We start from the raw sequence: 13,032 nt of genomic DNA on the forward strand, positions 1-13,032 counted from the left end.
ACAAACCATAGCAAAATACAAGGATTATAATACAATCATTTATTCTTTTCTTTAAAAGATTCATATATTTTTTTATATAATTCTTTTATATCTTTTTTCTGAGAATTTAACTCTTCTTTACCGTAGTCAAAGTTTGCTACCACAAATCCCTCGCTATCATCAGAAAAAGTAAAAAATTCTATTTCAATTAGTTTATTATGCTTAGAGTCCTCTATAGTGTCTCCTAAACTATTATTGAATTTCTTCACTTCTTCTTCACGAACTCCGAACCCCGTAGCGGCTCCATTTGCAATGATGTTTGCAAATACTTCTTCTGAAGACGCTACTTCTTTCACAGTTATGAAGTATGTGGCCTCTTCTGTTTCTACTTGTCTCACTTTATTCCATTTTTCAGTATCACCAGAAGAAACCGTATAAACTGTTAACTCCAGTGTTGGTTTAATGGTATTTTCTTTTTTGATCATTTGTTTTCCAAAAAGGAAGATAGCAAGTAACCCAGCTACAAAAATCGAAGCAATATAAATTATCTTTTTCATACATTATCCCCTATATCTTTCATATCAATGATCACATCAACTTTGTTATAGACAGCTGGATCATGCGTCGCTATAATGACATATTTATCTTCAGCTATTTCATTCAATAATAAACGAATGATTTCTTTTCCAATCTTACCATCTAAAGCTCCTGTGGGCTCATCTGCTAAGATAATTTTACATGGTTTCATTAACATTCTGGCAATAGCTACACGTTGAGCCTGCCCTCCAGACAATTCATATATTTTTTGATGTAAATAGTCACTCGACAGTCCTACTTTTTCAAGTACATCAGTTATTATTTTTTTGTCTTTAGTGATAAGTTTCAGATTATCATATACTGTTTTGTTTTCGATTAAAGAATAATTCTGAAATACATATCCAACAGTATTTTTAAAGAAGGTTCTTTCTTTTATCTTCCAAATATCTTGTTTATCAACTAAAACATTCCCACTGTCAATTTTTTCTAATCTTCCTATAATATTAAGAAGGGTGCTTTTACCGGAGCCAGAACCTCCAATCAACGCATAGCTTTTTCCAGATTCAAATCTTAAATTTAAGTCTGTAAAGATCTTCTTTGAGCCGAAACTTTTTGAAACGTTCAAAAGGTCAATTGTCATGTTTCATCTCCTTTTAAAATTTTAGTGTAGCTTTCAGATAATTTTCTAAAACTCATGATTATTGACAACATCAAAACTAGCAGAGAAGCCGCTCCAATATATAGCAGCTCTATTTGACCTGTCATAAGAAATGTAAATAGGATAACCAGTGTAATTGTCATCATAAAATACTTGAGGCTTGAAATTGCTATAGATGTTTTTGACAGACCCAAAATGATTTTTTTCACATATTCATTCTGTTTTAGAGTAATATAAAGTTGGACATATTGATAAATGAGTATAAAGACAATACTGTAAATTATCTTTTGCAAGATTTGTGACAGTAGAATTTGGTGCTCTAAGGATCGGATCTTCAACTTCACAATTTGGTAAACATCTACTGGATTCATTGAAAAATTCGACTGGATAGCCATTTCATTTATTTTATTTACCGCCTCAGGACTAAAAAGAGATTTATATAGTATATTACTAGCCAAAGAAAACTTGTTATTTTCAATCATTTTGTCCGTATCTAACACAACAACTATATTATCTTTGCTATCTGCTAGACTTGGCAGCGGTAAAGTCTCTTTATTTTTATGATCGATATCAGCATCCTCATTGAAATAAAAAATTTTATCACCATCAGGAATTATTTGTACTGCAAGCTGTTCTTTTGTATAGTTTGTTCCAATAAATTGTTCTGCTACAACTGTATTCTCAATGGATTTCTGGTTTTCTTTCCATTTTTCAGGAATATAAATGGTTGCTATCTTATTATCTAAAAGATGATAGTTTGTTCCATTCACTTTATTTTGTAGGTTAGCACCTGTTTGATTAATATAAATCAACTCTTTATTTATTTCTGGATTCGTTATTCCGTCATTTTCTAATTGTTTAGAAAAGCCTTCTAAAGCATGAGAAGTTTTCATAAAATCTGGAACATATGCCGAAGATCGTTCTATATATAAAAAATCTAAGTTTTTTAAGGCAGCAGCTATCTGTAGATACTGACCATCCGAATCGCTTACTTCTCCATTTTTAGCAGAGTTATTTTCAATTCCAAGGAACTCAATCCTTCTCCAATCTTTTACTGTATCCCATGGTACTAAATTCTGTATCTGAATGTTAATACTGGATTGACTACTCTTTGTTTCTTGTAAAAAAATTCCTGAGATAAGGATGATAATCGAAATAATAGCAAGCCATACGACAAAAATAAGCTTGTTTTTTGCCTTGTTTTTGATAATTTCAATGGGCTTTTCAATCTGAATCGTCAACCAAAATAAAACAAAAGTAATAAGATCAATGATTTGAAATAGTATAAAATTCGTTAAAAGCAGAGAGAAAAATAACTTAGAACTATAAGTGAAGAAACCATTTCCCAAAAAAGAACTGTAAGAAATCATCAATAAAACCATCATAATCAGTTCAAAAATAAGTGAAATCACATAATCTCTTCTAAGGTCGTATACAGGCAATCCCAAAGAACGTCGTATCACTCCTTCTTTGATCTGTCTCGTCCTAACAACAAATAAAACAACTAATAAAGTTAAGTAAATGGAGCTCATTAACAGTATTCTTAAAGTTCCAGTGAATTGTAATATTCCTCCTATATACCAAGGATAAGCCATATAGACTGTTTGTAGCCCCGTCATAGTAAGTGGTTTCAAACTGTCTACATCCATTTTCCCAAGTGTGTAATACATCCCTACTATTGGTGCTGTCTTTAATTGTTCATTATTTACATCATCAAACTTTACATACTTCAACTGACCCGAACTCTGAACGATTGGTTTATAAATGGTAACCTTTTCCGTTTTTGATAAGTCACGAACCATTTCGTATATTTCGTTATTAGAAAGATTACTTTTCCCTTGAATAGAAAAAGCACCATCAATTGGTAAAGGTATGGGGATTTCGGTATCACTAATAGCGACCAAACCAATTGCAGCAATCAAACAAAAGAAGAATCCAATGATACATAATTTTAATTTCATAAGCAATTACCATATTACAAAAGACCCTATTTTATAATTGGGTCTCCTGTTTTCATAAATTATTTTTAAAATCTATAATAATCCCAATATGCATTTAAGCGAACATCGTTCCAAGATTTTCTTGCACTTGAATATGCCCATCCATAATCTTTTTTATCCTGAGCTTTAACTGTTCCCCAAAAATTCGTTACTGAAGATTTTGATCCAATATTATCTGGAGAACTAACAAAGTAATTCGAATAACCATAGTTATCATTTACACCATATTCCCATACATCAATAATGGGACTTGGAGCAGGGTGTGCCGTTACTACGTTAACGACACTAGCTGTAGTAGCAAATCCAAAACTGAAAAAACTTGCAACTAGAAAAACAGATGCTTTCTTATTAATTCTTTTTTTATTTTACTTCTCCTTGAATTTAAATATTTGATGAAGATTAAATAATAGTCCCTTTTTGGTCCCTCCATATTACTTTAATATGAATTGATTATATTTAGGTTTTTAATCGCCGTTATGGTATCTAGAGTCATTAAAATATCTCATAACTACCCCTCCTTTTGAAATTGAACATCTCTTATTGTATCCGCTTACAACTGTTATCATAACACTTATTTTTTAGTTTGTCAAGTATTTATAGTATATTTTTTATTGATAAAATGGGATTATCTATAAAGGCGATTTACAAATCAACAAAACAATTATCCAACTTAACCAGTCATCAAAATCGGCCGATACAGTTTTTGTTACCTTTGCTATAAAAATAGGTTGACAATAGTTACTCTACGAGTATAATAGTTACTATGAATTAAAAAAGAGGTTAACTATTATGAAAAAAGCACATATTTACGCTATCCCTGCTATTGGGGCTGCTCTCATTGCTGTTTTGGCACAAATCAGTCTTCCAATTGGACCTGTTCCCTTCACTCTGCAAAATTTTGCAATCGGCTTGATTGCTACTGTCTTTAGACCGAGAGAGGCTGTACTTTCTGTTGGTCTCTATCTTCTTCTAGGTGCTATCGGTCTTCCTGTCTTTGCAGGAGGTGGAGCTGGTTTTCAGGCTTTAGTTGGCCCTACTGCAGGCTATCTTTGGTTTTATCTCGTTTACTCTGGACTTACTTCCTCTCTAACCAACAGCAAGAGTGGTGTTGTCAAGATTTTTCTTGCAAACCTCTTGGGTGATGCCCTTGTCTTTGTCGGCGGAATTCTCAGCTTGCATTTTCTAGCTGGAATGGCATTTGAAAAAGCTCTTGTTGTGGGTGTTCTTCCCTTTATCATTCCAGACCTTGCTAAACTTCTGGTTATTAGTTTTATTGGCCGTTCGCTACTTCAACGCCTTAAAAATCAGGCTTACTTTGCTAACTAAAAAAGGATATCGAGTTGCATGACTCTGTATCCTTTTCTTTCATTTTGAAAACCTATACTCAATGAAAATCAAAGAGCAAACTAGGAAGCTAGCCGCAAGTGCTCAAAGCACTGCTTTGAGGTTGTAGATAAGACTGACGAAGTCAATCACATGTATAATCCATGGCGAAACTGACGTGGTTTGAAGAGATTTTCGAAGAGTATTAGTTGCCTTTAAAGGCATCTACCATCGTTTGAAATTCTTCATTGGAAAGAGTAATTCCCTTGCCCATCTTCGTATGGTCTGGGCTCCAAGCACGAATATCAAACTTTGCAGGGGCACCATTAAAGCTCACACGGTTGATTTCCTTTGTCCAACCTTTTTCGTTTTCAGAAAGAGTCAACAAATGCTCTTCGATTTCAAATGTAAATTCTGCCATTTTCTTCTCCTTTTTTAGCTTTCATTAGTTTATTCGTAAAATCTTGTAGATTTTAGGAAAATTTTATATAATATTGATATAAAAGAAGGGAGGCCAATATGAGACATAAATTCCAGCAAGTTCTCGATAAAATACATGACTTTTTAAATGGACATGAAGAACCTGACCAGACTGAAAGCAACTCCCTTACCGCTACTATTGAAGAGGCTATCCAGAAACAAACTGCTGTTCACCTTATCTTGTCTGAGACAAGTTTTACAGGTGACATCATCAAATACGATCAGCAGCGCCAACAAATTATCGTGAAAAATTTTGCTAAAAATGTGACCCGTATTATCCGCATAAGCGACATTCAACGTCTTCGTTTTGTCCCTTCAACCGTCCAAACAGCCCAAAAAAATAGATTTAAGAAAGAGTGAGATGTAGTTGCTTCATCCCACTCTTTTTTCTTAGCGAACTTGTTCAAAATGCAAATGAACGGCGATATGATCCCCATAACCACTTCTTTCCAAGTCACGTTGTAAACGATAGGAAATATAGTGTTCTGCAATGGTAATGTAACCTGCACCCAGTAAACGATGTTCAACCAAAGACTGAATCATGCTGATGGTAGCACGTTCTACCTTGGCTTCTTCCAAATCCAAAACCACTTTCTTAGTGACTTGTGCAAGGTTTTGACGCAAATCATCTGTCAATACATAGACAGTCTGGGCTGCCTTTAAGATAGCTTGATAAATCTTGTCTGGATTAAATTCAGCAATTTCTCCATCACGTTTGATTACTTGCATAGCTTTCTCCTTTATTCTTTGTTTTCTTTAATTTCTGCCAGCATTTTTTCTTCTTCTGCTGTCAGTTGATACTGTTCAAGCAAATCCGGTCTGCGCTCATAGGTTTTCTTTAAACTCTCATACAGGCGCCACTGACGAATTTTTTCATGGTGTCCGCTCATCAGTACATCTGGGACAACCATGCCTCGATAATCATAGGGACGTGTGTACTGAGGGTATTCGAGAAGGCCTGAAGAAAAACTATCATCTTGGTGGCTAGACTCCTTGCCAATCACTTCTGGTATCAAGCGTACCGTAGCATCTATCATGGTCATAGCCGCCAACTCTCCACCAGTCAAGACATAGTCGCCTAAGGAAATCTCATCTGTCACCAAGATCTTAATACGCTCGTCATACCCCTCGTAGTGCCCACAGATAAAGATCAGTTCTTCTTCTTTAGCCAAATCCTCAGCATAAGCCTGATCAAACTGCTTTCCAGCTGGGTCTAGGAGAATGACGCGCGGATTTTTCTTTTCAATAGCATCAAAGGCATCGAAAATGGGTTGGGCTCGGAGCAACATCCCCTGACCGCCTCCGTAGGGCTCATCGTCGACATGGCGGGCCTTTTCAGCATTTTCTCGAAAATTATGATACTGGATATCTAAGAGCCCTTTTTCTCGAGCCTTTCCAACGATTGAATGCTCTAACGGAGAGAACATCTCCGGAAAAAGGGTTAAAATATCAATCTTCATCGTCTAACCCTTCTAAGAGTTCTACATCGACCCGTTTATTAGGAATATCAACATTGACAACCACCGGTGGAATATAAGGCAATAACAAATCGCGCTTGCCTTTTCGCTTGACCACCCAGACATCGTTAGCACCTGGTTGCAGGATTTCTTTGATGGTTCCAAGCAAGTTATCATCTTCATAGACTTCCAAACCGATAATCTCGTGATAATAAAATTCACCATCGTCTAGGTCGTTCAAATATTCCTCAGCAACTTTGAGACTGTAACCTTTGTACTTTTCGATAGCGTTGATATGGTACATATCTTTGAATTTAATAATGTCAAAGTTCTTCTGTTTACGGTGGCTAGCGATGGTCACTGTTTGGACAAACTGATCTTTTTCATCAAACAAAGCCAGCTCAGTACCTTTTTTAAACCGTTCTTCTGCAAAATCCGTCACAGACAAGACTCGCATCTCACCCTGCAACCCCTGCGTATTGACGATTTTCCCAACATTAAAGTAGTTCATCTTGTCTCCTGTGTATGTTTCTATCTTTATTTTATCACGTTCCAGGGATTTTCACAAGTTGGAGGAAAATCAGTTATAATCCCAAAAGTGCTAGTAGTTTCCTCTTTAATGTCAATTTATATTTAAAAGAAGAAATATTTATATTCCCGTTATACATATTACTATAAAATGTATACTCCCCAATTTGACCCTGACTTGTCTTCCATTTCATCCTTAAACTAGGCATATTCTCAGGTAAATTTGTATGAATCAATAGACATGTATAATTCCTTAAATTTTTAACTGTATGCAGTTTATCATTAACAGCTAAACGATTACTTTTTGAATCATAGATTAAAGAATAAAATTCTATAATTTCAATATCAACTTCCTTTGGATAAAAAATCAAATGGTTATAATGTTTATCATTTTCATCATGTTTAAACTCATATATATGATGAAATCTCGTATGTAAGGAATCAAATTCGATTGGTATAATTACCTGAATTTCGATATTATTGATATAGGCCTTATTCTGAAAACTAATTTTTAAAATTACACCTATAAAAGTAGAAATCTGTAAAATTCGCAATAACCAATCAATGTACATTGCCCAATCTATATTTAAAATACAATCAATGTTCATTCTTTTCCAGTCCCCCTTTCAAAAATCCTTCCAACTCCCGATTATGCTATTACTTGATGGATGCTGTTTTACACTTCTCCACACAAAAAGCGAGACATTCGTCCCGCCCTTCTTATCTTTCGTCAATAACGATTCTTACTTTTTTGTCTTCAGTTGGGATAGAGTAGACAATCGTTCTTATCGCAGAAATAGTGCGACCCTTACGACCGATTACACGACCCACATCACTTTGATCAAGATCCAAATGATATTCCAAAAACTCTGGTGTATCTTCAATCTTGATAGTTAAGGCATCTGGTTGTGAAATCAAGGGTTTCACAATCGCAATAATGAGATTTTCAATCGTATCCATCTGTCAACCTACTTTAAACTTATTTTGAGAATTTAGAATCGTGGAATTTCTTCAATACGCCTTCTTTTGAAAGGATGTTACGTACTGTATCTGAAGGTTGAGCTCCATCAGCCAACCATGCAAGAACGCGGTCTTCTTTCAAAGTTACTTGGTTTTCAGCAACAAGTGGGTTGTAAGTTCCAACTGTTTCAATGAAACGTCCGTCACGTGGTGAACGTGAATCTGCTACGTTGATACGGTAGAAAGGTTTTTTCTTAGAACCCATACGAGTCAAACGGATTTTAACTGCCATTTTTAAAGTCTCTTTTCTTATTTTTTATTTCGGTGAAATAGCTGAGCTATTTAGCACATGTTCTATTATAGCAGATTTCTGACAGGTGTCAAGAAAAAAACTTGACAGACTATAAAATTTTTAAACCATTTAGGAATTTGTTAGAAGTAGGAAATAAATGTTTAAAAGAGGCTATCCGTGAACACTATTTTATACTCAATGAAAATCAAAGAGCAAAATAGGAAGCTAGCCGCAGGTTGCTCAAAACACTGTTTTGAGGTTGCAGATAGAACTGACGAAGTCAGTAACCATACACATACGACAAGGCAAAGCTAACGTAGTTTGAAGAGATTTTCGAAGAGTATTAGAAACATTTTATAAAGACCATCAACTCAAGTCCTTCATCTCACCTGAACGAGATTTGGATGCTTGGTTCCTAAATCCCAAGCCCGTTCTCAAGCGAAATATCAAGGATTTTAAGATCGATATCTACTAATTAATTTATAAAATATGAATTAATAGATTCTAAATAGGGGAATAATTTAGTTCTGTAAAAATTAACTTCTACACCTACAAAGCTTATTCTGACAGACTTTATAACAGTCTAAGAAAAAAAGTAGAGATTCATACAGCATCTAGGTTTTCCAAAAATTCTTTATCATCAAATATTATTAACAAAACTATCCAAACCAAATCCGATGCATTGCTTCAAAGAATACTTTAGTTGTTTGACTAGCGAGGGTTTTTATTAAAAATTTTTTTCAAATAATTACCACATTGACACATAAAATTCTTGCTTTCTAAATTTAAGTGTGATATATTTATAACATAACATTTAAATGTTATATATTTATAACACAAAAAGGAGTCTATCATGAAAAAAAGTCAAAAAATGCGTGGCCTCATTGCAATGATTGCCGTAGCTCTCTTTATTGATTTTATTGTTTTATTTGGTTCTAATCTTAGTTGGGGACCCAAGTTAGTTATTACTGGTATTTCAGTGCAAGGTCAAATTGTAGCTATTTGGAGCTGGCTACATATGAAACTATGGTCTCATAAAAGTCAGAAAGGTAAGGGAAAGATTATTTTTGACTTGTCTGCTAAGCTTTACACGATACTTTTGTTTGCAGCAAGCATTTTTTATACAGTAGGAATTTGGGTTGCGACCCCAAGCGAAAGTTCTGGTATTAAAGAATGGATTTTGGGAATGGGCCTCGTTATTGAAGTGATTGCATTTGGTTTTTTCTCTTTAAAAAATGTCAAGGAAACTCCGGACGAACGCTTTTATGCTAATTTAGCAAAGGCAGCTAGCTTGATGTTTGTTTTTATGCTAGGTGCACTGATGATCCTAGCAGTTAGCATTGGATATATAGGGTCTCTCACGCTTTACATGGGCCAGATCTTTATTAGCATAGCTGCCTTGATTTTAATCTTTGCGGTTGTCTATTTTATCTTGGAACGGAGAGGATAAGCATGGCCAAAGAAAGCAAGATTATTACTAATCTCAAATCTGTTCGTGAGTCCACAGGCATGACCCAGCAGGAGTTAGCCGACCTCATCGGCATGCGACGCGAGACAATTCTGCACTTGGAAAATAACCGTTACAATCCTTCGCTGGAAATGGCTCTTAAAATTGCTCAAGTTTTTAATCTGAAAGTAGAAGACCTCTTTGAACTCAGACAGAAAGAGGAAACGTAATTCTTTTCGAGACCTAGCATTCAGTTCATTGATTAATTAGGAATTGAATCCAAAAGAAAAAATCCTTTGAAAATGTGCTCTTTTAAAATATAGTAATTCTTTCGAATTAATGTTTACTAATTGTGATGCTTTACGAGCTTTCTTAAGATCTGGTTCCCTAAATACTTTGAGTACACTTATGGAATTGATGCCCCTAAGCATCTAAAAACTCTGGTGGAAAAAAGTTATGCTGGCATTGAAACGGCTTTTGATTCACTTGACCATCTGAATGCTACTATGAAAAAGAATATTCTGAAAAGCAAGGGAATTACAGGCCTTTCTAAAATGAAGATTGCAGATTTTGACCAAGCCCTTTATGACAACTTTTCAGAAGAGGAATTAGCTAGTCTCTTTTCGATTCGCGGTTATAAAATAACTCCCAAAGGAGAACAAGCTCTCAAGGAACATCAAGCAATCATTGACCGTCATCCAAAGAAAAATCTCTAATCAAGTGACTTTGGGGTTGATTTTCTCTAAAACTGTCTTGTCACTAATATTTGAAATCCCCTTCCTTTTAAGGTACAATGGTAGAAATGAATTTTTGAAAGGATTCCCATGAAAAAACTAGCAACACTTCTATTAATCTCAACTTTTGCCCTAGCTGGGTGTAGCAGCATCCAACGTAGTTTGCGTGGTGATGACTATGTAGATTCTAGCTTGGCCGCTGAGGAAAGCTCCAAAGCAGCTGCCCAATCTGCCAAGGATCTTAAAGACGCCTTGACAAATGAAAATGCCAATTTCCCACAACTATCTAAAGAAGTTGCTGAAGACGAGGCTGAAGTCATTCTCCACACAAGTCAAGGAGATATCCGCATCAAACTCTTTCCAAAGCTAGCCCCTCTTGCGGTTGAAAATTTCCTAACTCACGCTAAGGAAGGCTACTACAATGGCGTTCCCTTCCACCGAGTGATTGATGGCTTTATGGTTCAGACTGGTGATCCAAAAGGAGATGGTACAGGTGGCGAATCCATCTGGCACGATAAGGACAAGACTAAAGACCATGGAACTGGTTTCAAGAGCGAAATCTCTCCATATCTCTATAACATCCGTGGTGCTCTTTCTATGGCTAATACTGGTCAACCAAACACCAACGGTAGCCAGTTCTTCATCAACCAAAACTCAACAGATATTTCAGCTAAACTCCCTACAAGCAAGTATCCAAAGAAAATCATCGAAGCCTATAAAGAAGGAGGAAACCCTAGTCTAGATGGCAAACACCCTGTCTTTGGTCAAGTCATCGAGGGCATGGACGTTGTAGATAAGATTGCTAAAGCAGAAAAAGATGAGAAAGACAAACCAACTACTGCTATCACAATCGACAGCATCGAAGTGGTGAAAGACTAAGGTTTTATACTCAATGAAAATCAAAGAGCAAACTAGCCGCAGGTTGCTCAAAGCACTGCTTTGAGGTTGTAGATAAGACTGACGAAGTCAGTTACATATATCTACGGCAAGGCGACGTTGACGCAGTTTGAAGAGATTTTCGAAGAGTATTAAATCTTAAAAACCAAAGAAATACAGTATCCATATTCGGTACTGTATTTCTTTTACTCTCATTCTTAGGTTAGATTGTTAAAATCCCAGATTTGATCCATCCAGCCTTCATAGAAGTCTGGTTCGTGGCAGACCATAAGGATAGATCCTTTGTATTCTTTAAGAGCACGTTTGAGTTCATCCTTGGCATCCACATCCAAGTGGTTGGTCGGCTCGTCCAGCACTAAAACGTTGTTTTCACGATTCATTAAGAGACAGAAACGAACCTTGGCTTGTTCCCCACCTGACAAGACCTGAATTTGACTCTCGATATGCTTGGTTGTCAGACCACAGCGGGCAAGGGCTGCACGAACCTCTGCTTGGTTAAGTGCAGGAAAGGCATTCCAAACAGCCTCTAGTGGTGTTTGGCGATTACCGCCTTCTACTTCCTGTTCAAAATAACCGAGTTCTAGGTAGTCACCGCGTTCCACTTCCCCAGCGATTGGTGGAATAATGCCCAAGAGAGACTTCAAGAGAGTTGTTTTCCCGATACCATTGGCACCAATAATGGCAACCTTCTGATTGCGTTCAAAGGTAAGATTTAAAGGCTTGGTCAGAGGACGGTCATAACCAATTTGCAAATCCTTGGCTTGGAAGATAAAGCGCCCAGGTGTACGAGCCGGTTTGAAATCAAAGGATGGTTTTGGTTTCTCACTTTGCAGTTCGATAATATCCATCTTATCCAATTTCTTCTGACGAGACATGGCCATGTTTCGTGTTGCAACACGCGCCTTGTTTCGAGCCACAAAATCCTTGAGATCCGCAATTTCTTTTTGCTGACGTTCGTAGGCTGCCTCTAGCTGTGATTTCTTCATGGCATAGACTTCTTGGAACTGGTAGTAATCACCAGAATAACGTGTCAGCTGTTGATTCTCTACATGATAGACGATGTTGATAACGTCGTTCAGAAATGGAATATCGTGTGAAATAAGGACAAAGGCATTCTCATAGTTTTGGAGATAGCGCTTGAGCCAGTCAATGTGCTCGGCATCCAAGTAGTTGGTCGGCTCGTCCAAAAGCAAGATATCAGGCTTTTCAAGGAGGAGTTTAGCCAAAAGCACCTTGGTTCTTTGCCCACCAGACAAAGAAGTTACATCTGTATCCATGCCAAAGTCCATAACACCAAGGGCACGCGCTACTTCGTCAATCTTAGCATCCAAGGTATAGAAATCACGACTCTCCAAACGGTCTTGAAGTTCACCAACTTCTTCCATGAGAGCATCAACATCCGCTCCGTCTTCAGCCATTTCCATATAGAGGTCATTGATACGAGCTTCTGCTTTAAACAGCTCATCAAAAGCAGTACGGAGAACATCACGCACCGACTGCCCTTCAGCAAGAACAGAGTGCTGATCCAGATAACCTGCGGTTACATATTTAGACCACTCTACCTTCCCTTCATCTGGCAACATCTTACCAGTCACGATGCTCATAAAGGTTGATTTTCCTTCACCATTGGCACCGACCAGACCGATATGTTCTCCCTTGAGGAGACGGAAGGACACATCTTCAAAAATTGCACGGTCACCAAAACCGTGACTCAGATTTTTAACTTCTAAAATACTCATT

The 13,032-nt window shown here is 36.7% G+C and carries 18 protein-coding genes; 6 read left to right on the forward strand and 12 right to left on the reverse strand.

Annotation, left to right across the window (positions count from 1 at the left end; translation table 11 throughout):
- Nucleotides 1-35 precede the first annotated feature (35 nt).
- The 4 genes from D2908_RS03365 to D2908_RS10265 all read right to left on the reverse strand — a co-directional run bounded on the left by D2908_RS03365 (nt 36) and on the right by D2908_RS10265 (nt 3,527).
- Nucleotides 36-536: a hypothetical protein gene (locus tag D2908_RS03365; protein ID WP_117304872.1), complete on the reverse strand. Its 501-nt coding sequence runs from the start codon at nt 534-536 to the stop codon at nt 36-38.
- Complete coding sequence (locus D2908_RS03370) at nt 533-1,156, reverse strand: ATP-binding cassette domain-containing protein (protein WP_117304873.1); 624 nt, start codon at nt 1,154-1,156, stop codon at nt 533-535. Before D2908_RS03370 ends, D2908_RS03365 begins: the two co-directional genes overlap by 4 nt.
- A complete protein-coding gene (locus tag D2908_RS03375; RefSeq protein ID WP_117304875.1) occupies nt 1,153-3,135 on the reverse strand; it encodes an ABC transporter permease in 1,983 nt (660 codons plus the stop codon). The genes D2908_RS03370 and D2908_RS03375 overlap by 4 nt, the downstream gene beginning before the upstream one ends.
- A 65-nt stretch (nt 3,136-3,200) precedes the next feature.
- Entirely contained in the window at nt 3,201-3,527 is a 327-nt protein-coding gene (locus tag D2908_RS10265; RefSeq protein WP_117305090.1) for a hypothetical protein, read from the reverse strand.
- A 436-nt stretch (nt 3,528-3,963) separates the two neighbouring features.
- Between D2908_RS10265 and D2908_RS03385 the strand changes: the two genes are divergently transcribed.
- The gene (locus D2908_RS03385) at nt 3,964-4,500 is read left to right on the forward strand and encodes a biotin transporter BioY (RefSeq protein ID WP_117304877.1); all 537 of its coding nucleotides are present in this window, start codon (nt 3,964-3,966) and stop codon (nt 4,498-4,500) included.
- 202 nt (nt 4,501-4,702) lie between these two features.
- On the opposite strand, the gene D2908_RS03390 is transcribed toward D2908_RS03385, so the two are convergent.
- Nucleotides 4,703-4,918 (reverse strand): YdbC family protein, encoded by a 216-nt coding sequence (locus D2908_RS03390; RefSeq protein WP_000807422.1) that lies wholly within the window; start codon nt 4,916-4,918, stop codon nt 4,703-4,705.
- 98 nt (nt 4,919-5,016) lie between these two features.
- On the opposite strand from D2908_RS03390, the gene D2908_RS03395 reads away from it, so the two are divergent.
- Nucleotides 5,017-5,337 carry a hypothetical protein gene (locus tag D2908_RS03395; protein WP_001216102.1) on the forward strand — a complete coding sequence of 107 codons (321 nt, stop codon included), beginning with the start codon at nt 5,017-5,019 and terminating at the stop codon, nt 5,335-5,337.
- 30 nt (nt 5,338-5,367) lie between these two features.
- Here the strand turns inward: D2908_RS03395 and D2908_RS03400 are convergent, their stop codons facing one another.
- The 6 genes from D2908_RS03400 to rpsP all read right to left on the reverse strand — a co-directional run bounded on the left by D2908_RS03400 (nt 5,368) and on the right by rpsP (nt 8,214).
- Nucleotides 5,368-5,706 carry an ATP cone domain-containing protein gene (locus D2908_RS03400; RefSeq protein WP_001196039.1) on the reverse strand — a complete coding sequence of 113 codons (339 nt, stop codon included), beginning with the start codon at nt 5,704-5,706 and terminating at the stop codon, nt 5,368-5,370.
- An 11-nt stretch (nt 5,707-5,717) separates the two neighbouring features.
- Nucleotides 5,718-6,437 carry a tRNA (guanosine(37)-N1)-methyltransferase TrmD gene (gene trmD, locus D2908_RS03405; RefSeq protein WP_117304878.1) on the reverse strand — a complete coding sequence of 240 codons (720 nt, stop codon included), beginning with the start codon at nt 6,435-6,437 and terminating at the stop codon, nt 5,718-5,720.
- Nucleotides 6,427-6,945 carry a ribosome maturation factor RimM gene (rimM, locus tag D2908_RS03410; RefSeq protein WP_117304880.1) on the reverse strand — a complete coding sequence of 173 codons (519 nt, stop codon included), beginning with the start codon at nt 6,943-6,945 and terminating at the stop codon, nt 6,427-6,429. The genes trmD and rimM overlap by 11 nt, the downstream gene beginning before the upstream one ends.
- Before the next feature lie 73 nt (nt 6,946-7,018).
- Nucleotides 7,019-7,570 (reverse strand): hypothetical protein, encoded by a 552-nt coding sequence (locus D2908_RS03415; RefSeq protein WP_117304882.1) that lies wholly within the window; start codon nt 7,568-7,570, stop codon nt 7,019-7,021.
- Nucleotides 7,571-7,682: 112 nt separating this feature from the next.
- Complete coding sequence (kphA, locus tag D2908_RS03420) at nt 7,683-7,922, reverse strand: RNA-binding protein KphA (protein ID WP_117304884.1); 240 nt, start codon at nt 7,920-7,922, stop codon at nt 7,683-7,685.
- Between the two features lie 19 nt (nt 7,923-7,941).
- Nucleotides 7,942-8,214, reverse strand: a complete 273-nt coding sequence (rpsP, locus tag D2908_RS03425) for a 30S ribosomal protein S16 (protein WP_000268760.1) — start codon at nt 8,212-8,214, stop codon at nt 7,942-7,944.
- Nucleotides 8,215-9,067: 853 nt separating this feature from the next.
- On the opposite strand from rpsP, the gene D2908_RS03430 reads away from it, so the two are divergent.
- The 4 genes from D2908_RS03430 (at nt 9,068) to D2908_RS03445 (ending at nt 11,274) form a co-directional block, all read left to right on the forward strand.
- Complete coding sequence (locus tag D2908_RS03430) at nt 9,068-9,664, forward strand: DUF3796 domain-containing protein (RefSeq protein ID WP_117304886.1); 597 nt, start codon at nt 9,068-9,070, stop codon at nt 9,662-9,664.
- A gap of 2 nt (nt 9,665-9,666) precedes the next feature.
- Nucleotides 9,667-9,891, forward strand: coding sequence for a helix-turn-helix transcriptional regulator (locus D2908_RS03435; protein WP_117304888.1), 225 nt, complete (start codon nt 9,667-9,669; stop codon nt 9,889-9,891).
- A 213-nt stretch (nt 9,892-10,104) separates the two neighbouring features.
- Nucleotides 10,105-10,377 (forward strand): hypothetical protein, encoded by a 273-nt coding sequence (locus D2908_RS09915; RefSeq protein WP_240628270.1) that lies wholly within the window; start codon nt 10,105-10,107, stop codon nt 10,375-10,377.
- Nucleotides 10,378-10,485: 108 nt separating this feature from the next.
- The gene (locus D2908_RS03445) at nt 10,486-11,274 is read left to right on the forward strand and encodes a peptidylprolyl isomerase (protein ID WP_117304890.1); all 789 of its coding nucleotides are present in this window, start codon (nt 10,486-10,488) and stop codon (nt 11,272-11,274) included.
- 215 nt (nt 11,275-11,489) lie between these two features.
- Here D2908_RS03445 and D2908_RS03450 read toward each other — a convergent pair whose 3' ends face one another.
- Complete coding sequence (locus tag D2908_RS03450) at nt 11,490-13,031, reverse strand: ABC-F family ATP-binding cassette domain-containing protein (protein WP_000025378.1); 1,542 nt, start codon at nt 13,029-13,031, stop codon at nt 11,490-11,492.
- Between the last annotated feature and the right edge of the window lies 1 nt (nt 13,032).

Origin of the sequence: Streptococcus sp. LQJ-218, assembly GCF_003428885.1 — a bacterium.
Taxonomy (GTDB): domain Bacteria; phylum Bacillota; class Bacilli; order Lactobacillales; family Streptococcaceae; genus Streptococcus.

Bases quoted from the DNA above. Each gene is read 5' to 3' on its own strand.
- D2908_RS03365 (WP_117304872.1), bottom strand. From the start codon at position 536: ATGAAAAAGATAATTTATATTGCTTCGATTTTTGTAGCTGGGTTACTT.
- D2908_RS03370 (WP_117304873.1), bottom strand. From the start codon at position 1,156: ATGACAATTGACCTTTTGAACGTTTCAAAAAGTTTCGGCTCAAAGAAG.
- D2908_RS03375 (WP_117304875.1), bottom strand. From the start codon at position 3,135: ATGAAATTAAAATTATGTATCATTGGATTCTTCTTTTGTTTGATTGCT.
- D2908_RS03385 (WP_117304877.1), top strand. From the start codon at position 3,964: ATGAAAAAAGCACATATTTACGCTATCCCTGCTATTGGGGCTGCTCTC.
- D2908_RS03390 (WP_000807422.1), bottom strand. From the start codon at position 4,918: ATGGCAGAATTTACATTTGAAATCGAAGAGCATTTGTTGACTCTTTCT.
- D2908_RS03395 (WP_001216102.1), top strand. From the start codon at position 5,017: ATGAGACATAAATTCCAGCAAGTTCTCGATAAAATACATGACTTTTTA.
- D2908_RS03400 (WP_001196039.1), bottom strand. From the start codon at position 5,706: ATGCAAGTAATCAAACGTGATGGAGAAATTGCTGAATTTAATCCAGAC.
- trmD (WP_117304878.1), bottom strand. From the start codon at position 6,437: ATGAAGATTGATATTTTAACCCTTTTTCCGGAGATGTTCTCTCCGTTA.
- rimM (WP_117304880.1), bottom strand. From the start codon at position 6,945: ATGAACTACTTTAATGTTGGGAAAATCGTCAATACGCAGGGGTTGCAG.
- D2908_RS03415 (WP_117304882.1), bottom strand. From the start codon at position 7,570: ATGAACATTGATTGTATTTTAAATATAGATTGGGCAATGTACATTGAT.
- kphA (WP_117304884.1), bottom strand. From the start codon at position 7,922: ATGGATACGATTGAAAATCTCATTATTGCGATTGTGAAACCCTTGATT.
- rpsP (WP_000268760.1), bottom strand. From the start codon at position 8,214: ATGGCAGTTAAAATCCGTTTGACTCGTATGGGTTCTAAGAAAAAACCT.
- D2908_RS03430 (WP_117304886.1), top strand. From the start codon at position 9,068: ATGAAAAAAAGTCAAAAAATGCGTGGCCTCATTGCAATGATTGCCGTA.
- D2908_RS03435 (WP_117304888.1), top strand. From the start codon at position 9,667: ATGGCCAAAGAAAGCAAGATTATTACTAATCTCAAATCTGTTCGTGAG.
- D2908_RS03445 (WP_117304890.1), top strand. From the start codon at position 10,486: ATGAAAAAACTAGCAACACTTCTATTAATCTCAACTTTTGCCCTAGCT.
- D2908_RS03450 (WP_000025378.1), bottom strand. From the start codon at position 13,031: ATGAGTATTTTAGAAGTTAAAAATCTGAGTCACGGTTTTGGTGACCGT.